The sequence below is a fragment of the Emticicia sp. W12TSBA100-4 genome (assembly GCF_040253585.1).
In the GTDB taxonomy this organism is placed as follows: Bacteria; Bacteroidota; Bacteroidia; order Cytophagales; family Spirosomataceae; genus Emticicia.
Map to the genome: position 1 here is coordinate 260,185 of NZ_JBELAU010000010.1, position 26,465 is coordinate 286,649.

At 37.0% G+C, this 26,465-nt stretch carries 21 protein-coding genes; 9 read left to right on the forward strand and 12 right to left on the reverse strand.

All coding sequences use genetic code 11. The annotated features are described in order from the left end of the window. Positions 1-166 precede the first annotated feature (166 nt). Both ABR854_RS16540 and ABR854_RS16545 read left to right on the forward strand, forming a co-directional pair. The gene (locus ABR854_RS16540) at positions 167-694 is read left to right on the forward strand and encodes a DinB family protein (RefSeq protein ID WP_350266626.1); all 528 of its coding nucleotides are present in this window, start codon (positions 167-169) and stop codon (positions 692-694) included. Between the two features lie 136 nt (positions 695-830). Then, positions 831-2,474, forward strand: coding sequence for a M1 family metallopeptidase (locus ABR854_RS16545; RefSeq protein ID WP_350266627.1), 1,644 nt, complete (start codon positions 831-833; stop codon positions 2,472-2,474). A gap of 39 nt (positions 2,475-2,513) precedes the next feature. On the opposite strand, the gene ABR854_RS16550 is transcribed toward ABR854_RS16545, so the two are convergent. From ABR854_RS16550 to ABR854_RS16570, 5 genes are all read right to left on the reverse strand, one after another. After that, entirely contained in the window at positions 2,514-4,280 is a 1,767-nt protein-coding gene (locus tag ABR854_RS16550; protein WP_350266629.1) for a PorZ beta-propeller-like domain-containing protein, read from the reverse strand. Further along, positions 4,264-5,217: a glycosyltransferase family 2 protein gene (locus tag ABR854_RS16555; protein ID WP_350266630.1), complete on the reverse strand. Its 954-nt coding sequence runs from the start codon at positions 5,215-5,217 to the stop codon at positions 4,264-4,266. Before ABR854_RS16555 ends, ABR854_RS16550 begins: the two co-directional genes overlap by 17 nt. 116 nt (positions 5,218-5,333) lie before the next feature. Next, positions 5,334-6,482: a hypothetical protein gene (locus ABR854_RS16560; protein ID WP_350266632.1), complete on the reverse strand. Its 1,149-nt coding sequence runs from the start codon at positions 6,480-6,482 to the stop codon at positions 5,334-5,336. A 248-nt stretch (positions 6,483-6,730) separates the two neighbouring features. Continuing rightward, positions 6,731-6,967 carry a hypothetical protein gene (locus tag ABR854_RS16565; protein WP_350266634.1) on the reverse strand — a complete coding sequence of 79 codons (237 nt, stop codon included), beginning with the start codon at positions 6,965-6,967 and terminating at the stop codon, positions 6,731-6,733. Further along, positions 6,936-7,541, reverse strand: a complete 606-nt coding sequence (locus tag ABR854_RS16570) for an RNA polymerase sigma factor (RefSeq protein ID WP_350266635.1) — start codon at positions 7,539-7,541, stop codon at positions 6,936-6,938. Before ABR854_RS16570 ends, ABR854_RS16565 begins: the two co-directional genes overlap by 32 nt. Before the next feature lie 338 nt (positions 7,542-7,879). On the opposite strand from ABR854_RS16570, the gene ABR854_RS16575 reads away from it, so the two are divergent. Next, positions 7,880-9,295, forward strand: coding sequence for an autotransporter outer membrane beta-barrel domain-containing protein (locus ABR854_RS16575; protein ID WP_350266637.1), 1,416 nt, complete (start codon positions 7,880-7,882; stop codon positions 9,293-9,295). A 72-nt stretch (positions 9,296-9,367) separates the two neighbouring features. Here ABR854_RS16575 and ABR854_RS16580 read toward each other — a convergent pair whose 3' ends face one another. Further along, positions 9,368-10,600, reverse strand: coding sequence for a chorismate-binding protein (locus tag ABR854_RS16580; protein WP_350266639.1), 1,233 nt, complete (start codon positions 10,598-10,600; stop codon positions 9,368-9,370). Positions 10,601-10,833: 233 nt separating this feature from the next. Here ABR854_RS16580 and ABR854_RS16585 point away from each other — a divergent pair, with 233 nt between their 5' ends. Further along, the gene (locus ABR854_RS16585) at positions 10,834-12,165 is read left to right on the forward strand and encodes a thioredoxin family protein (RefSeq protein WP_350266641.1); all 1,332 of its coding nucleotides are present in this window, start codon (positions 10,834-10,836) and stop codon (positions 12,163-12,165) included. A 101-nt stretch (positions 12,166-12,266) separates the two neighbouring features. Beyond that, positions 12,267-12,710, forward strand: coding sequence for a thioredoxin family protein (locus ABR854_RS16590; RefSeq protein ID WP_350266643.1), 444 nt, complete (start codon positions 12,267-12,269; stop codon positions 12,708-12,710). A 313-nt stretch (positions 12,711-13,023) separates the two neighbouring features. Here the strand turns inward: ABR854_RS16590 and ABR854_RS16595 are convergent, their stop codons facing one another. The 3 genes from ABR854_RS16595 to ABR854_RS16605 form a co-directional block, all read right to left on the reverse strand. Further along, positions 13,024-13,581 (reverse strand): thioredoxin family protein, encoded by a 558-nt coding sequence (locus tag ABR854_RS16595; protein WP_350266645.1) that lies wholly within the window; start codon positions 13,579-13,581, stop codon positions 13,024-13,026. A gap of 87 nt (positions 13,582-13,668) precedes the next feature. After that, on the reverse strand, positions 13,669-15,267 hold the full coding sequence (locus tag ABR854_RS16600; protein WP_350266647.1) for a porin family protein: 1,599 nt from the start codon (positions 15,265-15,267) through the stop codon (positions 13,669-13,671). Positions 15,268-15,279: 12 nt separating this feature from the next. Continuing rightward, positions 15,280-15,861: an RNA polymerase sigma factor gene (locus ABR854_RS16605; protein WP_350266649.1), complete on the reverse strand. Its 582-nt coding sequence runs from the start codon at positions 15,859-15,861 to the stop codon at positions 15,280-15,282. A 161-nt stretch (positions 15,862-16,022) separates the two neighbouring features. Between ABR854_RS16605 and ABR854_RS16610 the strand changes: the two genes are divergently transcribed. Next, positions 16,023-16,529 (forward strand): DUF421 domain-containing protein, encoded by a 507-nt coding sequence (locus tag ABR854_RS16610; protein ID WP_350266651.1) that lies wholly within the window; start codon positions 16,023-16,025, stop codon positions 16,527-16,529. A gap of 3 nt (positions 16,530-16,532) precedes the next feature. On the opposite strand, the gene ABR854_RS16615 is transcribed toward ABR854_RS16610, so the two are convergent. After that, positions 16,533-17,057, reverse strand: a complete 525-nt coding sequence (locus ABR854_RS16615; RefSeq protein ID WP_350266653.1) for a DUF7935 family protein — start codon at positions 17,055-17,057, stop codon at positions 16,533-16,535. 140 nt (positions 17,058-17,197) lie between these two features. Between ABR854_RS16615 and ABR854_RS16620 the strand changes: the two genes are divergently transcribed. Then, positions 17,198-17,485 (forward strand): HesB/IscA family protein, encoded by a 288-nt coding sequence (locus ABR854_RS16620; protein WP_350266654.1) that lies wholly within the window; start codon positions 17,198-17,200, stop codon positions 17,483-17,485. A gap of 109 nt (positions 17,486-17,594) precedes the next feature. After that, positions 17,595-21,335, forward strand: a complete 3,741-nt coding sequence (locus ABR854_RS16625) for an ATP-binding protein (RefSeq protein ID WP_350266656.1) — start codon at positions 17,595-17,597, stop codon at positions 21,333-21,335. A 197-nt stretch (positions 21,336-21,532) separates the two neighbouring features. On the opposite strand, the gene ABR854_RS16630 is transcribed toward ABR854_RS16625, so the two are convergent. Continuing rightward, on the reverse strand, positions 21,533-21,961 hold the full coding sequence (locus ABR854_RS16630) for a (4Fe-4S)-binding protein (protein ID WP_350266658.1): 429 nt from the start codon (positions 21,959-21,961) through the stop codon (positions 21,533-21,535). Between the two features lie 148 nt (positions 21,962-22,109). Here ABR854_RS16630 and ABR854_RS16635 point away from each other — a divergent pair, with 148 nt between their 5' ends. Further along, a complete protein-coding gene (locus ABR854_RS16635) occupies positions 22,110-23,339 on the forward strand; it encodes a carboxypeptidase-like regulatory domain-containing protein (RefSeq protein WP_350266660.1) in 1,230 nt (409 codons plus the stop codon). An 83-nt stretch (positions 23,340-23,422) separates the two neighbouring features. Here ABR854_RS16635 and ABR854_RS16640 read toward each other — a convergent pair whose 3' ends face one another. Continuing rightward, positions 23,423-26,404 (reverse strand): 3-coathanger stack domain-containing protein, encoded by a 2,982-nt coding sequence (locus tag ABR854_RS16640; protein ID WP_350266661.1) that lies wholly within the window; start codon positions 26,402-26,404, stop codon positions 23,423-23,425. Positions 26,405-26,465: the final 61 nt, after the last annotated feature.

The window sequence follows — 26,465 nt, forward strand, 5'->3', positions numbered from 1 at the left end:
GTGCCGAGTAAAAGTTTTATAGTGCGTTAACAGGTAATTTGGTCAGAGGACGCACATTTTGTGTGTCCTCATGATTGTCCTTGTGCAACGAAGCTCCGACATCGTTCGGCAATTTTTAATATTTTTTATTCACAATAAAAACAAGTTGGAAACTTGTTCTACTGAAATGACAAAAGAAGAACTAAAAAAAGCATTGGAAGAATGCTATAAAATAATCGTTTCTGATGTTGAAAATATCGAAGAAATTCAGTTTTTTGTTCCAATTGGTGAAAAATGGTCGGTTGCTGAAAATATACTTCACCTTACGCAGTCTGTGAAAGGTTTGAATCAAGGTATGAGTTTGCCGAAGGCTTTTCTCGAACAGCAATTTGGTAAAATTGACCGTCCGACTTATTCTTATGATGGCGTTGTGGAGCATTATTTGGCTGTTTTAGCTACTGGCGTAGCCGCACGAGGTGGATTTGTACCAAAAATGCCCGAAAATCCATCCAAAGAATTGCTAATTAGTAGTTTTGCGAAGCATCATCAAACACTGGCCGATTTTCTAAATGATTGGTCGGAGACAGAACTGGATGAATATTGCATTAAACATCCTGTGCTCAAAAATCTTACCATCAGAGAGTTTTATTATTTTATGCACTACCATATTTTGCATCATCGGAAAGCAATTTTACGATATTCAAAAATGAGTTAATTTATCAAACCTGTAAGCGATTACAGGTTTTTTGTTTGTGTAATAAGCTGAAAATAAATGTAAATTCATTTTTTAATTATATTGCATCCAATTTAGTGGATGATTCCACGTTTCACTTCCAACAAAATTTGCATATATGAAATTGCTAAAACCTATTCTCTTTTTTGTTTATCTCTTTCCATTTATTACTGCTTGCGGGCAAGGGCACAATAAGGCTTTTACTCGTGAAGATTCGCTTCGTGGAAAAATCACACCCGAGCGTGAATGGTGGGATTTGAAATATTACGAACTTCGAGTAAAAGTAAGTCCTCCCGAAAAAGCGATTGCGGGCAGCACAACTGTATTTTATGAGGTTTTGAAGCCCTACCAAACTATTCAAATTGACCTTCAACCGCCTTTACAGATAGAAAAAGTTACGCAAGATGGACAGGAACTTTCTTTCAAAAAAGACGGATCAAATGCCTACATGATTTCACTAAAAAAAGCCCAAGTGAAAGGTAAAAATGAATCAATTGTAGTAACTTATTCGGGAAAACCAATCGTAGCGAAGCGTCCACCGTGGGATGGTGGCTTTCAGTGGGTGAAAGATAAAGCAGGTAATGATTTTGTGGCTACTTCGTGTCAGGGTTTGGGTTCGAGTGCGTGGTGGCCGTGCAAAGACCACATGTATGACGAATGTGATAGTATGTTAATAAGTATCACTGTTCCGAAAAATTTAACAGATATTTCAAATGGACGTTTGAGAAAAACCACAGAAAATGCTGACGGAACAAAAACTTTCGACTGGTTTGTGAAGAATCCTATCAATAATTATGGTGTAAATGTAAACATTGGCAATTATGTGCATTTTGATGAAATTTTTGAGGGGGAAAAAGGAAAACTGACGATGGATTATTATGTTTTGCCCGAAAATCTTGAAAAAGCTAAAGAGCAATTCAAGCAAGCAGGCATGATGATGAAGGCTTTTGAACACTGGTTTGGGCCGTATCCGTTTTATGAAGATGGTTATAAATTGGTAGAAGTTCCGTATTTGGGAATGGAACATCAAAGCTCAGTAACTTATGGAAATGGCTATAAAAATGGGTATCTCGGCCGAGATTTATCTGGAACAGGCTGGGGTTTGAAATGGGATTTTATTATTATCCACGAGTCGGGACATGAATGGTTTGCCAATAATATTACGTACAAAGACGTAGCCGATATGTGGATTCACGAAAGTTTTACGAACTATTCGGAAAGTCTTTATACCGAATATTATTTTGGTAAAAAAGCTGCCTCTGAATATGTAATAGGTACTCGTAAGGGCATCAGAAATGATATTCCGATTATTGGGTCGTATGATGTAAATAAAAGTGGCTCGGGTGATATGTACCCGAAAGGAGGAAATATGTTGCATACGATTCGCCAGATTTTGAATAATGATGACAAATGGCGACAAATTTTGCGAGGGTTGAATAAAACTTTCTATCACCAAACTGTTACAACTCAGCAAATCGAAGATTATTTATCGAAAAACGTAGGGCGAGATTTAAATAAAGTTTTTGACCAATACTTGCGTGATGTCAAGATTCCAGTTTTGGAATATTCGGTAGAAAAAAATAAAATTAGTTATCGTTGGAATAATTGTGTAGAGGGTTTTGATATGCCAGTAAAAGTGACAGTTGATGCTGGAAAAGAGGAGTTTATTTACCCAACAACTACTTGGAAAACCATAAAAGGTAAATCAGAACTGAAAGCAGATGAGAATTTTTATATTACTACAAAATTAGTAAGTAAATAATTATTTGGAAAGGCGGGTTAAAAAGCTCGCCTTTCTTTCTTACCTCAAGATCGCCACTTTCCCAATAAAACTTTCAGAGCCATCTTCGGCAACACAGAAAACCATATAAATAGCGGTAGCTGTTCGGTGATTTTGCAAATCCCAAGAGGCAGTGCCGCCATTCGATTTTGTTTCGTAAATTAATCTTCCAGCGGTATCAGTTATTTTGATAGCAGTGTTTTCACGAAGCCCCGAAATCGTCAGAACTCCTTGAAAATCAGGGCGAACAGGATTTGGAAATATTCGTACTGAACTGAAATCTTCACTTGGTTCGGATGAATCGGTGCGGTAGGAGAGAAGCCCATTTTGAGTTAGAACAAAAATTTCTCCCGTAGTAGAATCAATAGCTAAATCAATAACATTTTTTGAAGTAAGCGGACTGTTTTCTTCTGTAAAGTTCAAAATCTGCTCATCTGCAGAAGCTGAAAAAAGATTTAGACCGTTTTGCGTAGCAATCCATTTTCGGTTTCCGCCATCAATCACAATTTTATTGATTACCTCTTGCAAAAGCAAGCGTCGAGTTTGGAAAAATGGTGTGTAGGCTTCTGAAGCAGTTGTAAAAATATCTCGTGTCGTGACTATTACGGCTACGCCATTATCTGTACCCACCCAAAGTAAATTATCTCGGTCTAAGGCAATCGAATTGACATTTGAAGTGGGCAAACCTCCTGCTCCTCTCCCTGCGAAATAAAAACGAGTTCGATTGGTGGCTGGGTCTGAAACTCTTAGCGTTTGTCCCGAAATTTGCCAACGATAACCGTATTGGTCAATTATGTCTGTACTATTATTGGGTATTTGGTTGATAAGTAGGTTTTTCCACAAGTTATCCACAAATGCGTTTCCTGTAATACCTAAAGCATAAATAGATTGATTTCGGTAAAAAACTGAAAAAATATCACCTTTTACGCCATTGGGGCTATAAGATTTAAAACTTCCAGAATAGTTGCTCAATAGTCCATTTTCTCCATCAGCAATCCAAAATTTTCCATCTGCATCGGTTTCGAGTTCGTTTGGAAAAACGATGAGATTATCTTTTGGGAATGATTGGGTTTGAAAAAGTTGAGAAGCGGCACTTGCAGTTATTGGTTTCCAGTTGCCAAAAAATTGCAGATTCGTAGTGGGTAAAAAACTTGCCCCCAGTACTCCGCCTGAAGTGTTTGCAAAGATACTATCACGAGCAAAAACTATTTGTTTAACTGCCACTTTTCTGCCTTCTTTGCCAATATTCTGATAAGTTTCTTTGATTTCGTTTTTCTTCACGTCTAAAACCACCAAGCCAAAATCAGCTGCTAAATAAGCAAAATCACCTCTGAATTCTATTTGATTAATGGTTTTACTATCTTGAATTGCATCTGTTTCTTTGATAAAATCAATATTCTGAATCTTATCTGGCAGCCCCTCGGAAGTGATACTCATTAGGTCTAAATTGCCAGTTTCGTAGGCAATGAGGAGGGTTTTAAAGTCAGGACTATATCTGATTTGCGAGATGTTTGTTTCGCTTAAATTATTTAATTTTGAGAGTGTAAAGCTTTGATTAGTAGCCTTATCGAAGTAGAAAAAGCCATTTTTTGAGAAACAATAGATTTTGTTTTTTTCTACAATCTCTACACCTCTTGCATTAAAATAGTCAGCGTGGATTCGCCAAGTGTCGGTCGGGATTTGGGCGAAAGTTTGAGAAGCTAAAACAATAAAAAATAAGCATTGTTTTAGTTGAAATAATGCCTTATTTGTTTTTGATAGTACTATATTTTTAAACCTTCTCTTCATTCAAAACCGTTTCAATAATATATCTTGGGCGTGCTTTTACTTCTTCGTAAATTTTTCCAACGTATTCGCCAATCAAACCAATAGCAATCATATTTGAGCCACTGAAAAAGGTCATTGGCAACACAATTGAAGTCCAGCCTTGCACCGTAAAACCAAATAGTTTACAAACCAAAACCCAAACCGTGATTCCCATCGCAAATACAAAATTGAAGATACCGAACCAAAGCACCAGTTTCATCGGAACGGTCGAAAACGAAGTAATGCCATTCCATGCAAAGATTAGCATTTTTCTAAGTGGATATTTCGATTCACCTGCTTCACGTTCGAGGCGTTTGTAATAAACTTTATCGCTCTGAAAACCTATCATTGGGATAATTCCACGAATAAAAAGATTGGTTTCGCCAAAGTTTGAAAATTCGTTAAGTACTTGATTATCAATCAATCTAAAGTCTGCATGGTTATAAACCGTCGGTACGCCCATGCGTTGCATGAGTTTGTAGAATGTTTCGGCTGTAAACCGCTTAAAGAACGAATCAGTGCTGCGGTCATTGCGTACTCCGTAAACAATTTTTGAGCCTTCTTTGTATTTTTCCAGCATTCCATCAATCGCACGGAGGTCGTCTTGTAGGTCGGCATCAATCGAAACGTAGCAATCAAATTGGTTTTTGTGATGTAATAAACCAGCTACCAAAGCAGCCTGATGCCCGAAATTACGCGAGAGTTTTAAGCCAATTATAGTTGAATCTCTTTTGCAGATGCTATCAATGATTATCCAAGTTGAGTCACGGCTGCCATCGTTTACAAAACATATTTTACTATCCGCCGTGATGGCGTTTCGCTCCTTCAATTCTGAAAAATACATCGACAAAGTACTATACGTTTTTTCAAGAATTTCTTGCTCGTTATAGCACGGAACAACCAAAAGGAGTTTATACATCTATTTTCGACAGGATTTTGTAAGATTTATGAGATAGATAGGATTTGGAATCTTTGATTTGTTCGAATCAAAAGTTTTTCCTTTTAAACCTTCACAAAGTTACAAAAACATCGTCTTTACATCAAGAAAAAGCCTGTACCATTTGTACGAGTTGCCATCGGGTGTAAGAAACAAATGATGGCAACGACCAAAAGCAAAACTTTTAATTCTTTTTCGGTTAGGTATTTTTGAGCGAGGACTAAAGTTAAAAATATAGTAATTAAGCCATAAGAACCACTTCGAGTAGAGTCGAAAGTGGTGAGTGAGCCTATTAACATTGCCAACAATGCTCCCAAAATCGCCAAAAGTCTGAGCCAATCTTTGGTTATTGAAAGGAAAAGAAAGGCTAATAAAATAAGTAGCCACCAACCCTCAAAAACCCACAAAAACTTGAAACCCCAAACTGGCCAACTTCCGCCAAACATTTCGGCAAATTCACCAGGTTTGGTGGTATCGTGCATACCGAGTTTATCGACTAAGTAAAATTTACGAACTGCACCGTAAGCTACCCAAGCTGCCACAACGGCCAAAATCTGTAAGTTTATTTGAATCTTGAATGGCTTGTCTTCTTTCCATTGCGGCACAAACCACCACCACAAAAACACCATTCCTGAGCCTACGCCGGCACGTTCATCGCCCCAAAAAGCCAATGATAAAAATATGAATATCAATAGCGGGTTCCGATAATAAATTGCCAAAAATAGAGCAAAATAGCAAAAAAAGTCGCCATAAGTAGCATTGTCTATAAAAAAAGCAGCACCTATATAAGTAGAAGCAATGCCCAGAACTGCATAGAAAATACTTGATTTATCACTTATCGAACGCTCCAGAAAATTGATAAGCATATAAAGAAATACAATTCCCAATATTAACTGCAAGCCATATAAAACGATACTTACGTGCTGTATGTGCAGTGCCTTTACGAATGCGGGCATCGTGAGTCTGAAAGTGCGGTTGTTCATTCCCGTAAATTCTGGGTAAGTCCAATTATAAGTGATGCTTGCAGCTCGGTCTTTGATGGTTTGATAGAGAAAATACTCTCGTTTTTCTTTTACTACGGCTGTGTAAAAATCAACAAAATGGCGAAGCGGAGAAAAATTATTAAAAAATGAAAGTAGCATAATGCCTACGGCTACTATCACAATTTTCGATTTCCATTTTGGTCCAGATAAAAACGAAGCAATTTTTACTTCAAAACGCTGATATAAATTTTCTAAAAGAGACATTTTTTGAGTTCTGAGTGTTGAGTTCTGAGTTCTGAACGTGCCTTTTATAGAAGTAAAGGCTTCATAGTCAGGTGTTTATTGTATTTTTACTTTCAAATAAAAACACAAATATGCCTATTTATTCAATAAGAAGCCAAATAAAATCCCTTTGGGTTTTAAGACTGAATAGCATAATTTTAAAAAACGACTTTTACACCGTTAGGTATGAAACAAACGGAGGAGGTTTTCAAGCATAAAAAAGCCCAAGATCAAATCTTAGGCTTGTAGTCTCTTGAATAGCTGAGGATTCTCTCAATCGCCGAATCTGATGGCGAGAGTTGAATTTTGTCCATGCCAGTTTTTAAGTCGGCACAGTCAAGGTAGAAATCGAGCAAATCTTTATCAAAAAGAAGTGCTTCTTCTACTAAAGAATTTTCTTGGATTGATGTTTCATTATACAAATAACGAACTACATCATTCTGCGTGCTGGTAAAGGTTTGTGTCATAAGCATACGCTGATTTTCCCATCATTTTTCTAAGATTGATGAGAGCATAACGCATTCTCCCTAACGCCGTGTTGATACTCACGCCAGTTGCATCGGCAATTTCTTGGAACGACATGTCATCGTAATGACGCATCACCAATACCTCACGCTGTTGGTCGGGTAATCGTTTGATTAAATCACGCAAGTGTTCGTGAGATTCACGCTTGATTTGCATTGATTCGATTGAATCTTCGGCAAATTCGAGGGTGTTAAACACATTACTTCCGTCTTCAAACACTACGGTCGGGTAGCGTTTCTCTCTACGGAAATAGTCTATCGCAAGATTATGAGCAATTCGGAGTACCCACGGAAGGAATTTGCCTTCTTCATTGTATCGGCCATCACGTAAAACTTCAACTGCTTTGATAAATGTATCTTGAAGCAAATCTTCAGCCACGTATTGGTCTTTTACAACAAGGTAAATCGTGGTATATACTTTTGATTTGTAACGTTGAACAAGCGTAGCAAAAGCCTTTTCGTTGCCACGGATATACAATGAAACAAGCTCACTGTCGTTAACTTGGATTTTTCCCATTTCAGTATTTCAATTTAGTTAACGTAGAGCTTTATGCCATATTGTATATCAGTGTTTAAATTGTAGAAGAATTTTTGTTTTGTGTCGAAAGATAGACAAAAATAATGATTCGTGTCAAGTGTTTCAAATAAAAAAAATCGTTAATGGTTTGTTAATATTCCAAATGAAATTTCGTTTTCATCGTTTTACACAAAATATTAGACAAAAACTGTACCAGTACTTTTGTGCAATTTGAAAATTGTAAATATCTGATATTCAGATATTTAATATGGCATAATCGTGCATTGTTTTTTTCGGTATCATTTTTGCAATATTACACAAGTGAAATAATTATAATCATGAAAAAAATGTTTGACTTTACTCGTAATTCTCGTCTGAAAAGTGATAAACTTCTTGCTGTCAATTCTTTAGCAGTGGCAGAAACTGATTTTGAAAAGGGCATATTTAGCCTCGAAAAGCCTATTTATAACACTAAACTAAACAAAGTAATAATTGTACTTTTTTTAGTTTTCGGATTTTCAATTTCTCAAACTTTTGGGCAGCGTGACCAGATTACAACCCAAGCTGGTGAGAAAATCCGTTGTCGAATTTTAGATGAAACGCCTTCTCGATTCGTATATGCCTATCTTTCGCCTACTGGCAAAGTTTTAAGAAATGAAATCTTTAAAAATTTAGTCTCAGATTTTAAATATAATTTTTATCCGAGCGACATCGTAACTACTAAAGGAAATAAATTGCCCGATGGTTTGGGCGGGGCAAGAGAAGAAAATGCTGCTACTACTCAGCGTGTCGATACTCGTAAAAGTGAGCCAACCAAAACAAAGAGTGAGTCGAAGAAAAACGATAAAAATAATAAAGCAGCCGAAACAGAAGAAAAAACAGTGGCAAAAGAATCTTCATCTAAAAAAGATGCTGAGAAAGTAGAAAAAAATACTGAGACCACACAAAAAGATGAAAAACCTAAAGTTGCTACAACAAAGGACAAAAAAGTAGCTCCTAAAAAAGAAGAAACGAAGCCAAAAAAGGAAGATGCCGCAGCGAAAAAAGAGGAAAAAGCAGTTGCTCCGATGGCTGCTCCGAAAGCGGATAATGAATTTAATAATTATCTAAAATGGCGAGTAGGAGGAAAAGGTGGTTTTGGTAATATGCTGGCCAAAATTCCTACTGAAAATGCAAGTGCTTATACATTATATCAAGAAAAGCTTTTGCGTGGCTTCACTTGGGGGCTTGATGCTGCTTATTTTCCTGGTGATAATGTTGGTTTTGGTTTGATGTTTAATAATTTTCAGTCGAGCAATAAGGCTGATAATATTACTTATAGAAATGAAATTTTGAATAAATTAGATACTGGAAGCATTGAAAATAAGCGTTCGATAAAATATGTTGGGCCAGTATTCTATTATCGTAAAAATATTGATTTCAAAACAATGGTAGTATTGGGGCTTTCGCCTGGAGTGTATTTCTATAAAGATAAAGGCTCTTACGATGGGGCAAGTTATACTTTCAGAGGAATGGACTTTGGTGCTTCGGCAACCCTTGGCATTGATTTCTTGCTCGGAAACGACATCACAGGGCGTGATATTATTTTGAGTTTGGAAGCAGGCTATAGCTATGGTAAATTAAGAGCTATGGATTTTGTGGGAAATGGTCAAGCTGTAAACTTAGCCACACCAATTGACTTGAGCCGTCTTGATTTTACGATTGGTCTGAGATTTACTCGTTATCCGAAATATTTTAGATTGACTTCGTATTAAATAGTTATGAATGCAGAGTTCTGAGTTCTGGGTTTTCTTTGCGAAATTTTTTGCTGAACAACCACTCAGAATTCAGAACTCAGAATTCAGAACTTTTCCCAGCGTTTGCGTTTTCATTTCAGTTTCGTTCCATTCTTTTTCTGGATTTGAATCAGCCGTAATTCCGCAACCAGCATAGAGCGTTGCAACGTTTCCTTCTATTTTCATTGTTCGTAGATTCACAAAAATGTGTGATTCTACCTGTCCCTCACTTGATTGTATATTTACTGGGCCAAGAAACCCACTGAAAAAATCACGGTCGTAGCCTTCATTACTCAAAATAAATTCAGTTGCTGGAATTTTTGGCATTCCACATACCGCTGATGTTGGATGCAGCAAATCAAGCATGACTGTTGCCAATTGTGGAAAATTAATCGCTACAGTATCAATAATAATATCGGTGCGGAGGTGCATCAGATTACCAGCGATTACGGTTTTTGGCCCTTCTTCTTCAAATTCTCTGACTCTGATTTTCTTCAGACAATTGATAATATATCTCGTCACAAACGACTGTTCTTCAATTTCTTTTTGTCGCCACAAAGCCTCTGAAGGTTTTATTAGCTTTCCATCTGAATCATAAGCTGATTGTGTACCAGCCAATGCCATCGTACGGAAAATTCCTTCGGAATCTTGGCTAACCAATACTTCTGGCGAAGCTCCCATCCAAACAACCCCCAAATGTGGCAACGAAACCGCCGAAATAAATGCCGATGGATATGCTTTGCAAAGTTTATCGAATGTAGCAACTACATCAAAATCGGGAGGTAAAACGAGTTGCTTGGTGCGAGAAAGCACAACTTTTTGGAAAATTCCGTTTTCGATTTCGGCGATGCCTTTTTCAACTAAATCAATAAATTCTTGTTTGGTTGTGTGTTGGTTTGTGGTTTTGTTATCCGAAATGGATTTTAATGCTTGTATTTCACCATTCATCAATTCAATAAAGTGAGGGTTGAGTGCTGAAGGTGAAATAACTTCTTTAAAATCTTCGTTTTGAGTTGACTCGTTAGCGTTAAAAATATAATGAAGGTCGGCTTTTAAGAAAAATGTTTTTCCGCCATCAGGGTTGACAAATGGCGAAAAGGCAAAACCCGCACCGAGTTCTTCAAAATCTATTTTCGATTGTTGAGGAATTTCTTCAAACGAAGTCAAGAAATGTTTTTCGGACTGGCGTGGTAATCGCCAAATAGCCGTTGGAAAAGCCAAGTTTTTGGCGGCGTTCCAAAGGTTTTGACGAGAACTTTTATTTTCTATAATGGATGTTATCATGAAGTAATATAAAAATCTTTCAGCAGATTTTTTATTTTGCGAGAAAATCAATGTTACGAGCGAATTGAAAATTCGCTCCACAGTTAATAAACAAAATTCAAAAGAAAATATTCCTAAAAATAGCAGAAGTTTTTTGGAATGTAGATATTCGTATGATTTTTGCTTGAAATTTAATTAGTCCACCCTAAAAGATTTTAAAAAAAAACTTCTAAAATTTATAGATAAATAAAGCGATGAATAAAATATTATACTTCCTGATAATGCTATCTTTTTCATCGTATGCAGCTGATGATAAGGGTATTAAGTTTACTCAAGGCTCATGGTCTGAGATTCTAAATGAAGCAAAAAAGCAAAACAAACTCATTTTTATTGATATCTACACAACCTGGTGCGGGCCTTGTAAAATGATGTCGACCAAGGTTTTTACAGAAAATAATGTTGGTGAAAAATTTAATGAATCGTTTATCAATTATAAGATTGATGCTGAAAAAGGCGAGGGGATCGAATTGGCCAAAACTTATGCAATTGCGGCTTATCCGACTTACTTATTTGTGAATGGTGGCGGTGAACTCGTCTATCGAGCAATGGGAGCAATGCCCGCTGAAAAATTTTTGGTCGAAGCCGATAAAGCAATTTTGGCAGGAAAAGGTTACAAATCGTCGGATGAATTGGAGAAAGAGTTTAAGGCGGGGAAACGTGATGCTGATTTTTTGTATGAATATATGAAGCGAAAAAGCTTAAACGGTGGCGAAAATGCAGCTTTATTAGAAGAATATTTAAAGGCGATTCCTGTATCTCAGCATAAAACCGAAAAAGTTTTGGCCTTGATTTCCGAAAACATCGGAACGATTGAGTCAAAGGCGTTTATTATTTTGCGAGATGCTCTGGATAGATATTTGAATATGACCGCCTCGCAGCAAAAATACGTACTGAATGGGATTTCAAAAGCCAAACGGAATACATTTAAAAAAGCCATTGATAACCGAGATAAAGCATTGCTCGAAAGACTAATTGATGCCGTACAGGCAACATCATATAGCGAGGCTGGTTTTGAGGCCGAAGAAAAGCAATTTCGTTTAGAATATGCCAAAATTACCCGTGATAGTGATAATTTTAAGAAGATTGCTACAAAAGAAACTGCTAAATTGATGGCAAAAACATCAGAAGATTTAGTAGCCGAAACTCAACTAAAAATCATGAATTTTAAGGAGGGTGCAAAAGCTAAAAATTTAGACGAATCGACACCGCAGTTCAAAATGATTTTGGATAATTTGACCGATAATGCCCAAAAATCAACTTCTTTTCAACTTAATGAATATGCTTGGGGATATGTGCAGATGATTAAAAATGAGAAAGACTTAGAAGAAGCCTTGAAGTGGTCGGAAAGGGCGATTGAATTGGTAGAATCGCCCGCAAATTTGGATACTTATGCTATTTTATTGAGCAAACTCGGTAGAAAGAAAGAAGCCATCAAGGCCGAGAAAAAGGCCATTAAACTCGCCAAAAAAGAAGGAGGTGATATCAAAGATTTACAACAAACACTGAAAGACATAAAGCGGAGTTGAGTGTTTTGACAGTTTTCTTCCATAATTTTTCTAAAAAGTAGGTTTTTGATAAAAAAGGCAAGGATTTTGTAAGTGATAGTATACAAAAAATAGTATTATTAATGAGAAAAATGGTTTTAGCAATGAGCATCGTGTGTCTCGTTGTATTGGTGTATGCTTGTAGTAGAGGAAGTATAAAGCAGATAAGTTTTATAAAAAATACCGACAAAACAATGGAGCAGATGCTTGCACAAGCAAAAAGCCAAAAAAAAATCTTATTTGTGGATGTTTATACAACTTGGTGCGGTCCATGTAAGTGGATGGATGAAAATACATTCAGTGATGCTCGTGTGGGCGAAAAATTCAATAAAACTTTTCTGAATTATAAAGTTGATGGCGATTCATTTGAAGGTGTAAATGTTGGTATTATCTACCGAGTAAATTCATATCCGACCTATCTATTTATTGCTCCTGATGGGAAAGTTATTCATCGAATTGAAGGAATGATGTCAGTTGAAGGTTTGGTTCAAGAAGCTGATTTTGTGGTAAATCGTGCTTCTAAGTAGTTTTTTGGGTGTTTCAAAAAGTAAGAATACGTAAAAACCCCTAACGAATCACGTATTTTTACGCTATCATCGGAAAGTGTTAGGCTCTATATTTGCAATATGCTTTGTTAAGCCATGAAATACAGCTAAATCCAACTTTTGCAAAGTCTCTGATGAACCTAAAATAACTCTTGCTGATGTAAAATTCAGCTGTGAAACTAAGAATAATAACGATTTTCCGCTGCCACATCCAAACATATAACAAAGGCCATGAAAAGTAAAAAAGCCCAATTTTTGCTGAGAAAATTGGGCTAATTTTTTTGTAGATAACTAATCAAAGTTTTGGAAGTGCGTTTTTGAATACTTCTTTATAAGTACCGATTTTATACTGCTCGAAAGGCTCTTTTTTATTATAATCTCCGCCCAGATACGTTACGATTTCGTGAAATGCCTTCGCATTTAAGTAGCCAGGTAAAGGCTGTATCATGTTATATTGAGCATCCAAAAAAACAGTTGTTGGATAACTCATTTTTCCTTGTAAAAGTGCAATAGCTGCTTGATTTGCTCCGCTGTTGGCGTCAAAAACATACTTTGTATTACCAACGATGATGTCTTGCTTCGATTCTGCATCGAGTTTCACCATGTAGAAGTTTTTGTTCAAATAATCAATCACTTCGGGGTTTGTGTAAGTTTCTCGATCCATTACCTTACACCAACCGCACCAAGCCGTATAAACATCAATGATGGTTTTGCGAGGCTCTTTTTGGGTGCGAGCGTAGGCTTCCTGAATCGTGAGCCACTCAACTTCTTTTTTCTTGACTGGTGTTTTTTGCTGACCAAATATGTTGCCTGATAAGCCGATTAATGCTATAAAAAGATATATCTTCTTCATTGCTGTGATTTTTATGATAAAACGTTTTCGCTCAAAAGTTTATTATTCTGATACTAAATTGCAAAAATTATACCGAAAAATCAAAAATTATTTGCGAATCGAAATTGGGTATTTGGCCGAAACTAACAGCCCAAGTGTTGAAAGATTAACTTGACCGAAACCTACGTGTGCAATAGGCAATTTAAAGAAAGGTTCGGCCTGCACGCTCAACTTACGGAATAGCTGGTATTCGTAACCCATCGAAAAATTTACTACGCCTAAATAATATGGTCCAGTTTTTCCTTCCCATGATTTCCATTTGATTTTTGGGTCGGCTGGGTTTTCGTAGTTGTAAACATATTTTTCGTTGAGCATGACGTAGCTGGTTACTCCTGCACTCACAAAGATGCGTGAGAATTTCTTCTGACTAATGTCGTATCTGATATTTAGCGGAATATCAAGCATTTTGCATGTGGCATTAATATCAATGAGTTTTGGCGGAGAAGGCCAATTGTAAGGCCATTCGTAAGATTCTGGGTAGGCATCATAATACTTCATTGAGCGAAGCACCCCACCTTGAATGCTTAGGCGACTATTGAAACGATATTCTAAAAGAAAAGCCAAATTACTACCAAATTTGGTGAGTTCGTCTGTAGTAATTAAACTTATATCTGGCGAAAGACCAAATCTGAAGTACAAGCCTTTTTTGAATGATTGAGGCGAACTTTTCGGAACAACAGGTGTTTCTGTTTTGGGGTTTTCAAATGCAATAACAGGTAAATTAATGCTCAATTTGATGAATGAACCTTTTGGTGAAAGTAAACCAAGGTTATTCAGCGTTAAGCGATTTTCTTCAATGGTTGCATTGCTTGCAATTGAATTGCTTATTTGAGGATAATTATCCAAACTCGTAACATTAGTATTAATGTCAGCATTGATGAAAGTCTGAGAATTATTAATTTTCTTCTTTGACTTTGAAGAAGTGTTTCTTGTTGAAAACTCCTTTATCTCAACTAAACTATTATTCGAGTTTACTTCAACTGATGATTCTGATAAGTTAGCATTTATTCTACGCTTATTTGCTTTTTTTACTAATATTTGGTCTTCGCTATTGTGGTAGATTTCAGTGTTTTTTCCTGAAAAATCTTTGCTTTTGCCTGATTTTAAAGACTTTTCGATCGCTTTGTTTGAAAGTACTACTTTTTCTTTTTCAATAGATTTATTGGCTTCAGTTGACTTTTTTATTCCAGAGTTTTCATTTTTTTCATTTGAAACGTCTGATTCTTTGGTCGTAATATTTACTTTATTCGATTCGCTGTTTTTGGTTACTTCTGTTATTTTGTCTTCGGTTTTTATATTATCTGTACCTACTTTAGATGTTTCTACATATTTTTTTGAATTAATTCTTGTTTGCTCACTTTCAGCCTTTTTGGTTAAATCAACCATCGCTTCTTTCGATTGGCTTGCTGAAGGTTTCAATATAAAATATCCTCCAACAAAAGCTAACAAACCAATCAAAAGCAATAAACTTCGCTTGAGCCAAGGAGTCATACCTTGGCTACTTGATGGTGGCGGTGCTGCTGCATCAAGTTTTTGGCTCATTTTTGCCCATGAGTCAGGGTCAAAGTCAAATTCCATCTTTTCGGCCGATTCGCTGAAAAGACGGTCTAACTCGTCGTCTGACATCTCATGTTTGTTTATATTCATTTAAAAAAGTGGTTAATTTTCTTTGAAGTCAGAGCTTGGTAAAGCACTTTCTTCTTTCAAAATCATTTTTCTAAGAGCTTCTCTGGCCCTCGAAAGGTTTGATTTTGAAGTTCCAACAGAAATTTCGAGTTGATTACTTATTTCCTCATGCGAAAAACCGTCAATCACAAAAAGATTAAATACCATTCTATACCCAGACGGAAGTCGCTGGATAAGCATGATGATTTCTTCGTGATTGAGTTGGCTTAGGGGGCTGCTATCATTGGAAGAAACTTCGTATGCTTCTTCAATGTTTTCGTGGAAATAATGTTTTTGTTGACTCCTATAAAAATCAAGAGCGGTGTTGACAATAATTCGTCTGAACCACGCCTTAAACGGATACTTTGAATCGTACAAGTCGCCTTTTGTAAAAACCTTCAAAAAGCTATCATTGACGATTTCCAGAGCTTCATCACGGCTCTGCGTATAACGCATACATACGCCCATAGCAAACCCATAGAACTGCCGATAGAGTTTTTCTTGACTCTTGCGGTCACCTCTCACACTCTTTTGGAGTAATTCTTCGGGGCTTTCGTTTGGCAGATTGTTCGCCATGAAGTATCTACGTAGGTTTTAGCTAAATGGTTGCGTTTCAGTAAAATAACTACCAATATTAATCAAAAAAGCCCGAATGACCAATAGGTATGTCTGTGAGTATTTCTTGATTTATGCCCAAGATAGTTTATATTTGGGAAACAAAGAAACAATTTTATAGAATGACGGAATATCTTGACTTAATGCTGCGAGCAGGGGCGGTTTATGTTTTTATTGTAGTGGCAATTAAGCTATTTGGGAAGAAAGAACTTTCGCAGCTTTCGGTAGTTGATTTGGTTTTTATCTTGCTCATTAGCAATGCTGTACAGAATGCAATGGTGGGGCCAAATACTTCACTTTTAGGCGGGATAGTGGCGGCAAGTACGCTTTTTGTGATAAACTATGTACTGAAAAAACTTATTTTTAAGTTTAAACCAATTGAAAAGTTTATTGAAGGAGAACCCATAATGCTAATTTACGAAGGAAAAATTCAGAAGCAAAATGTTGAACAAGCAGGTTTTACAGTACAAGAATTACAAGCCGCTGTGCGAGAACACGGAGTTGACACTATAGAAAAAGTAAACTTGGCCATGCTCGAAGTTGATGGTAATATCAGCGTTTTATCTGAAAATTATCAATCGAAAACCCGCAAAAAACGGGTTCATAAAACGTTGGGTGATATCGAATAACTATCATGAAAATAGTTTTTGAGCTTCTTCTTTTAGTATTTTTAAGGCTTCAGCGGTTGGCTGTTGATTTTCGTTGATTACTTTTTCAAAGATTTTTTTAGAAAGATTGATTGAAGTTGAATCGGGCGAAATTTCAGATGCTGACGTATTTATCAAAGCCACGACATCATTCATGGCAGTGCGGATTTTCTCCCAAGTTTCGTGCGAAATATACACCTGTTGAGCAAGGTTATGATTAAACTCTTCACGGATTTCTTGCAATAAAACTCGCTGATAGTCAATGGCTTGCATGTCGGGGCTGCCAAGTCTGATAAGTAAGTTAGCAGGTGTGATTCGTTCCAAAAAAAGTGTCATACGTTCATAGGCTTGTAGGCGAATGGGCATAGTGATTTCGATCGTTTTGGCCTTGGTGTCAAGTTCTTTCTGCTCAAATTGTTTTTGCAGGAAAGTCTGAATCGTGAGAAACATTCCATATAAAACAGCGGCGGCTGGAATTAATATTTTGAGTAATTCTACAAGAGATTGCATTATTATTTGTGTTATTCGTTACAAAAGTAAGGTAAGTGATTGCGGCTTCAAAATGTTTATTTGGTATTTTTCAAAGAAGCCTTTGCTTCAAAATAATCTTGTAATCTTAAAATCTCTTAAATCGTGTCTATATTTGCAGCATGGTAACTTTTTCAGAAATAGCACGAACAGAAATATTAAAAAGTCTCAATTCTTCACAAATTCCCGAAGGCTATGCATTGAGAGTTGGTTTGAAGGGCGGAGCTTGCTCGGCAACGTATCTTTTAGGGCTTGATAAAGCCGCCGAAAACGATGAACTTTACGAAGTGGAAGGCGTTAAGGTACTGATAGATAAGCGTCATTTGATGTATTTGATAGGCGTAAGGATTGACTACGCCGAAACTGAATCGGGAATGGGTTTTACGATTGAGAAAGACATAACGAAATAAAAGTCGGTCTGTAAGGGGCTGATTAAAAATCAAATGCTACCGATTGAAAGTTGAAGACTTTTAATTGCTGAATATAAATGGTCTTTGGCATGGTTTTCGATGAATAGGTATGGTAATATCTTATCAGAAAAAAGCATTGGAGTTTCTTAAAAAACATATTTTTCTAATTCTTTCGGTAGTTTTGTTTGGAGTTGCGGCATTAAACTTTTTCATTTTTGAGAAAGATGCACCTGGGGCTTCCGAACAACATTATATATATTCGATTAGAAGTAGAGTAAAGTCAAAAATATTGGTCTCGAAAAATGAATTGGTTAATGTGGCTACGCAATACCAAAAATCCTCGGGAAATACTTTTTTGAACTTTGAAACACCTACGCTTTATCCATACTACGTTTTCCGTAATGGTCAATTAGTTTATTGGTCTGACCATCGTTATGTGCCTGATTATCAGCAACTTTATAAAGGAGAACAAGCCAGTTTATTAAGTGCAGATAATGGTAAGTATATTACCAATTCGATCGCCTTGAGTTATAAAGGAGCGAAAGTTGAGATTTTTTCGTTGATAAATCTTTATCGAAAGTTTAGAAATGAAAATGATTATCTCAGAAATGGTTATAACCACGAGGTTTTCATTACCGAACCCAAAGAAATTACGAATACGCCAAGTAGCAAAAGTCTTTACAATATCAACGACGAAAATGATAAGTTTTTGTTTACTGTTGTTCCGCCTCAAATCGAAAAAATCAATTCGCCAAATATTCCAACCAATACGCTTTTTTTGTTGGCTATCAGTATCTTGCTTTTTGGCGTTTATATCATTATCTGGATTTCTCGATTACGCCAAAAACACCAATTTGGTCGAGCATTTATTTTATTGATGTTCTATTTGTTTTTTGTGCGTTTGGTGATGCTCGCTAATAGTATTCCGTTTATTTTTTATGAGTCGAGTTTATTTAATCCTAAGTTTCTTACTGTCAATGAGTTAGCTCCATCGTTGGGCGATGTATTGCTCAATGCCATCGTTATTTTTATATTGGTAGTTTACTTGGTGCAGAGTTTTTATCGCTCAACACTTTATTATAAATTATTCAAAGCTCCGAAAGTAGTTCAAAATATCCTGTCGATTACATTAGTTGTGATTGCTATTTTATTCACGTTTATTTGTTATCGAAACCTTTGTAATATTTACGAAAAATCGCAGTTTAGTCTTGATCTTTCACTTAGTATTTCGTTTTCTGCCCTAAAAATTGCCACTTTATCGTTCTACTTGCTTTTATCGGTGATTTTCTTTTTGGTTATTCACTTACTCAGTAGCTTGTTTCTGCGAATAAATAAAAACACAAAAAATGCTATTGCTAAATGGTTATTAGGTTTGGTAATTGGTTTAGTTGTTATCACGGTTTTAGACCAATTCAGATGGATTTATGTGCTGACTGGCGTGTACTTTTTGTTGGTTTATCTCTACAAATACCCACGTTTTTTGTATAGTTTTAAGTATAAAACCACGATTTATTTCTTTACGGGGGCGTTTGTTTTTGCTTTGATTGCGATGTATGTGATTCGTTCTGAAGAGCAGAAAAAAGATTATTTTGATAAGCAGAATTTTGGGCAAAAATATTTAGCTGAAAACGATTTATTGGGCGAAGGATTACTCACAAGAGTGATTCAAACCATAGAACAAGATACTGCGATTCGGCAGGCGATTACCCGCCAAACGCTCGCCCGTGAGCAAACCCAACAGTTGGTCAAGAGTAAGCATTTGGATCTGTATTTCGACCGTTATGATACAGAAGTTTTGGCTTTTGACAGCGACGGAAACTCGCTTGATATTTCGGAAGGCTCAAAAAACCTTTCTTTTTATGAAGAAACCTTCAAGCAAGCTTCGTATAAGACCGCCAATCCATCAGTATTTTTTATCAATGATGTTGGCAATAATTTTATCAAACAATACCTGACTTTTATTCCGATTCAAGAAAATTCAAGCTTAGTGGGTTACGTAGTACTTGATTTGAAACTCCGTGATGAATTTGCTCAAAGTGTTTATCCAGAACTATTGCTCGATAAAAAATTTACACAAACGCCTGATACAAAAAACTATAGTTACGCAATTTTCGATAAAGCTAATCACTTGATATTCAGTTCGGGAAGCTATAATTATATAAGAAAATTACCGACAAGTATTTTATCAGATTCGACACTTTATGAAAAAGGAATTGAGCTAAACGATTTCAAACATGTCGGTAAAATTGGTCAAAACGGACGCAAAATAGTGATTTCTGCTAAATACCAAGCATGGCGAAATCTATTTTCTAATTTTTCGTTTTTGTTTTTGCTTTCAGTACTTTTCATAATTATCGTAATGGTTTTGTATGCGATTCGCTACGGTTTGAAGAACCTTAACGTCAATTTTGCCACTAAAATACAGCTTTATATTAATGCGGCATTTTTGCTGCCGTTGTTGTTGGTTATTATTATTACTTTGAGCGTTATCGACTCTACTTTTATCAGTAATCAAGAAAAAAGCTATCTTGATAATACCAAAAATATTACATCTACGGTTCAGCTCCAACTCGAAAGTTTTATTCAAAAACGTATGAGCAGGGCTTTTCTGGAGCAGGAAATCAATGATTTAGCACGTGATACAAAACTTGATATTAACTTTTATGGACTTAACGGAAAATTAGATTTAACAACTCGGCCGTTGGTTTATGAATACGGTTTACTCTCGTCTTTTATTAATCCTGAGGCTTACCGTCGAATTATCGAAGAGAAGGAAAATGAGGCCTTATTGCCAGAATCGCTTGGAAGTTTGAATTATAAAACCGCTTATATGAGCATCAAAGGACATGATAGCAAACCAATTGGAGTAATCGGGATTCCGTTTTTTGATGCTAAACCAACACTTGACCGTCAAGTAACCGATGTTGTGGCTTCGATTTTGAGCGTTTTCGCTTGGTTATTCTTGATTTTATTGATTTTATCGTATTTCGCATCTAATATTCTGACTAATCCGCTACGTATGGTGGCTCAGAAGTTGAAGAAAACGAATTTGGATAAATTGAACGACCGAGTGGAGTGGAATTCGGACGATGAAATTGGTATTTTGATGCGTGAATACAATAAGATGTTGAAAAAGCTCGAAGAAAGTAAAGTTGCGTTGTCGATGAGTGAAAAGCAAACCGCATGGCGAGAAATGGCCAAGCAAGTGGCTCACGAAATCAAGAATCCGTTGACACCAATGAAGCTCTCAATTCAGCAATTACAACGAACGATTGTGGTCGATAATCCGAAAACAAAAGAACGTATTGCACGTGCCTTAAACTCTCTTACCGAGCAGATTGATAATATCAGCGAAATTGCCAATTCATTCTCTGAATTTGCCAAAATGCCTGTGCCACGGAATGAAGTTTTCGACCTCGTGCCGTTGATTCAGAAATCGGCTGATTTATATGCAGAAGATGAAAGAATTTCGCTCAATGCTTATATCAAAGAAAAAGAAGCATGGGTGGTGGGCGACCGCCAATTTATGAGTCGGGTAATTACGAACCTGATTATCAATGGAATACAGTCTGTTCCGAAAGAAAAGCGTGCCATCATTAATCTTCGGCTTTATAGAAATGAAGATGATAATATTGCTATCATCGAAATTCAAGATAATGGTTCGGGTATTCCAGAAAATATTCGTCAGCGAGTATTTATTCCAAATTTTACGACCAAAGTTGGAGGTTCGGGACTTGGCTTGGCAATGGCTCGTAGGGGCGTAGAGCACGCAGGTGGAAATATTTGGTTTGAAACTGAAACCGACCGAGGAACAACTTTCTTCATAGATTTACCGCTGGCGATAAGATAAAAATTATGAATGAGTTACAAATTAATTACATATATACCTCCGTCTCGAAACATTGACATATTAGGAAGCATGAACAGTTTAGCATAAATAGTTCACAGAAGCAACAAAAGCGTAGGAATTTATTTCCTACGCTTTTGTTGCTTCTGAAATTGAATTTTCTTTTCTATGACTGTTGTTTAATCCGTTACTTAAAAAGTTCATCCTTCAAATCCAACCTTCACGTGCGAGCCATCGCAATAAGGTTTATTACTTGATGCTCCACAACGGCAAAGTGCCGTTGTTTTGTATTTTTTGGTCAGATTTCCTTCGGCGTCTTTGATTGAGATATTTCCATAAACCAGCAAAGGCCCATTTTGAAGCGGTTCAACGATGGTTTCTACGTCCAAATTCTGTGGTTCTTCTGCGTGTTTGATATATGTCAATGCTCCTGATGGACAATCATCAATTTGCTTCATAATAGCCTCACTTTCAGCGCCTTCTAAGGTTATCCAAGGGCGTTTTTGTGGATTAAAGACATTTGATAAACCTCTGAAACAAATAGCAGAGTGAATACAGATATGTGGCTGCCAAACAACCGTAATGTCATCGTTTTTATAATGCTTTGTTATTTTCTTTTGCTCTTCCATGATTGATTGGTTAATGTCCAAAATTGAGAAAAGTTTTTGCCATTTCAAAAAAGAATGCATCAAAACTTCTGCATAATTTTAATCTCGTTCTTGTAGAAATATCATTTATTAATGATTAATTTGTATCCTTATTATATTTTATTGCTCAATGCGTTTCCGAAGTATCGTTTTATATTGCCTTTTTGTGTGTATCCCTACACTTAGTTTTTGTCAAAGAAACATTGAAGGCCGAGTGATTAGTGGAGAAGACAAAAAACCGCTATCATTTGCCAATGTATTTATTAGCAACTCAACCAAAGGCCAACAAGCTGACGATAAAGGTCGATTTAAACTAACCAATGTACCTGCGGGTGTTCTTGATTTGGTGGTGAGTTTTATTGGCTACGAAACCATTTCTATCAAAATAAAAGCCGATACACTCCGAAAACCTTTACTGATTATGCTTTCGCCCGATGCCATTGCTTTGCAAGGTGTAACCGTGAAAAGACTAAGAAATGGTTTTGAGAGGTATTATCCACTTTTCAAAGAGCATTTTTTAGGCAGAACTGCTTTTTCGGAAGATTGTGTTTTGAAAAATCCGAAAGCACTTTGGTTTTCATTAAGCGATGATGAATCTGAATTGACCATCAATGCCGATGAGCCTTTGGAGATAGAAAACAAAGCATTGGGTTATACGATAAAATATGATTTAGAAGAGTTTAAATACAGTTTCTCTCAAAGCTACGTAACCTATTATGGTTTCCCATTTTTTCAGGAAATGACTACCAAAAACGAAAGAAAACAGCAAAAATGGCACGAAAATCGAGAAAAAGCTTACTTCGGTTCGCCTCAGCATTTCTTGAAATCAACCATTAACCACGATTGGGCAAATGCTGGCTATAAAGTTTATACGATGATTCGAGAAGAAAAACGTTTTTTCTTAGTACCTCTTTTTCCCGAAATCAAAGACAGTCTGGGTAATATTATTCAGCACGCCGCAAAAGCAAAAAAAGAAGTCGATTCGACTGATATTATTTTGAGTAAAAATATTTGGTTGCATAAAGTTCCAAACCCTAAACGCTCGCCTTATGTCCAGTATTTGCACAAACTGCCATTGGACGAAAATTGTGTTTTTGAGGTTAGAGAAAATCTTTCCCTACTGAATTTTGAAAATTATCTCTATGTATTTTATGAACGAGAATTTGAAGAACCACAATTTGCCGATTTAGGAAAAAAAGACGCTCCACAAGTTTCAATTCTGACGCTTTTAGAACCCAAAACTTTGATTGAATCAACAGGGCATTTGGTCAATCCTTTAGCTGTTTTGTTTGAAGGCCGTTGGGGAATCGAAAAAATGGGCGAATTCCTACCGATTGATTATGAACCTGAGTCTTTTTAATTTTATATAATTGGGTAAAATCAATATTATGGTAGAGACAGGGCATGCCCTGTCTCTACGTTTTGACAAATTCACAATTCGTTTCAATACCCACAACCACCAATATACGCCCTAAAAATACTACCACTTTGAGCCTCAAAGCCCGCTTGGAGCGTAATGGAATTTCCACCGTTAAAAGTTACATTCGTTCCTGCTAAAACTCTGGTTGGCATACCATTTTGAGTAATAATTGTGGATGCTGCATCATATTTTCCTGCGGTCAGAATTCCCGAAAAGCTCTGGGTATTGGGGCATGGAGTTCCCAATTCTTGAATCAGAATATTATCTAAAAATAGCCGATTTCCCCATCCGCCCACATCTTCAAAAATCAATTCGATAGTTTTTCCAGCATAAGCCGAAAGATTAATTGTTTCGCTTCGCCATTGGTTGCAATTTGTGGGCGTAAAAAGCGTAGTTTGGTCAGGAGCGGTTGCCAAAGTGCTGCCCGCTTTATCATAAATTAATTGTTGCGTACCATCACATTTTACGGCATAAACTTTCAGCCTATCAAATTTTGTAGCATCATATCGGGCATACGCCACATCGAACGAAAGTTGTGCTGCATCCATATTTGAAAGGTCAACAAATCGCCTTAATCTATCAATTTTTCCAGTATTATCTGCGGCACGATTATTTATTACGGCTGCATTTGAGTGGCAATTATTGCTTTCGGTTGTCCACGTAACTGCGTCATTATCAAGGTTTTGATTTATCCAATTTGCCAAATTTGCTACAAATTTTTCGTTTACTGCTTCAGCAATATTCTTGGTAGGGTCATTTGGAAAAGCATCATAAATATCTTTTATGCCATCATTATCACTATCAATCGTTTTTACGTGATTTAACAAGGTTGTCAATGCTTGAGGAGCATTTGTTGGCGAGGTATTTCCTGCTTGATTAAGCGTACTTTCGCCATGACATGAAGTACAAGTACGCACCTCGCCCGACCTTGTGCTTAGCCATAAACGTTCACGCACGATTCCTTTATTATTGGCATCGGTCAACTGCCAAGTCAAGGCACGTTCGGCTGGAACAATCATTGCCGCTGAGCCATCAGGGTGAATGTTGGCACTTCCCTGCGAGCCAGTCGTTGGCGGATTATACGGCATCGCAGTTGGGTCATGTAAAAATTTTGCGATACCTCTTCTACCAGCTTTTGGTGTATTTATACCTCCAATTCCACGCACCAAATCATTCTGTAAAAATTGTACGTGTTTTACTTCATAAATATTGGTCGGTTTGCTGGGGTTGATTGTTTGGTGAGCCGAACCCGAAACTTTCAGATTAAAAGGTTGTTGTTGGTCGGCATCGTCTCGGCTTGTTACGTCTCTAATCGCCAAAACTGATAATTTATTTCGGCGAAGAAACTTCTTAAAATCATGTAAATTTACGCCAGCAGCCGTAAAAAGTGCTTGTTCAGACGGTGCAACTGTTTCTAAATTATTGGTTGTGGTCGTCGGAATTAGTCGAGCTTTTACTTCAACTGGATACAATTCCCAAAGTACACCATTATAACTATACATTTCATCAGGACTCCACCACGAGACATTTTTCGTAATACCTGCACCCGTAATGGCCGTGTTTCCTTTCAAATAGCCATTTCCTGCCGACTCCAATAATCTGATTCTGAAATCATACTTACTTTGTGGAGCAGTCGAAGTGCCAATATTTGCATCTTGTTGTGTTGAATGTGAATGAGTCACCAAAACTTGTCCATCAGACAATGGCATCGGATTTCGATATAAACCCGAATGATTTACACTTGGCGTATCATCGGTCGAGCGTGTTTCGGGATGAGTTTTGTATGTAAAAGTAATTTGTTCGGGATGTGTTCCTGGCGGAGCATTGACAGTAACAACCATTCCTGAGCCATGCGTACCAAATTCGGGTGCTTCGATGCCATAATATAGTCCCGCCGTAACAGGCGATTCTTGAATATGAAACATCGCCCGAATTGGTGTCGGACTTATAGGTGTATAAAAATCTGTAAGATTATTGTCATTCGTGAAATTATTCAAAATGTAATTTCCCATTTCATGCCTTCCGACGTGGTTGAGCATTTCCATTTCCGTTCCATCTTCATTCATCATCCATGGATTGAAAATATTAAAAGTCTGAGGATTCGTATTTACCCATTCGGGTAAAGCAAACAAGTCGGTTCGGCCATTTCGAGGTTCTGGAAAAATCTCAGCATCAGGCAAAATACCCGATTTTGTGGCATTGGCAGTTTCATCGGCATAATTGAAAGTACCATACAGATAATTGCCAGTATTATTCAGAATGTTATAAACATCAGCATCAGCTTGTTGGTCACGTTGGAGGTGGTCCCATCTTGTAAAAATCAATCTTCCTGCTTGGTCGATGCTTGGCGTAAAGTCTCCCGACGGTGAATGAGTAAGCATTTCAAGTCCACTGGCTATCGAGCAAGCCTTGGGGTCAGTTTTCCAAATTCCCGAAACTATCGGTGAAGACTCGTACTCATCATGTTGTGGATACAAATGAGCAACTCCACCACGAGGCATATCAGAAGTAAAAATAATGCGGTCGTCTGTGCCATAAATCGGCTGAATATTATTGTAACCAACTGGCTGATTCGGCACCAGCGTAATTACTGGCGTATCGGTCTTACCTAAACCCGTGATTTCGTAAATCTTCCAAACATAATTTTGCACTTGATAACGTTGCGTAGCCGAGCCAATTGCCATGCTAAAAACAGCCTTCGTTCCACTCCAATGCACCGAAGGGTCACGTACCGCAATGGCATTTGCACCTTGCATACCTGTTTGTCCATAACCAGCTGCTTGCGTAAGATTTTTCAACAAACCATCGGTATATCGAATATATAAATCACCTCCACGTGGAGCGGCATAAGTGCTTGCTTGATGATTTCCGAAGGTTTCAAATGCAGCACCAAAACCATTAGGTTGAGGAACTTGCGTGCAGAACATTATCGGATTCGGCAATGTTTGTGCAACAATAGTAAAGAAACTAAAGCACAAAATGCTCAAAATGCAATACTTTTTCATAAATATAGGAGATAAATAGGATATGTTTTTTTCGATGGGTGTATCAACTTATCAGAGAAGT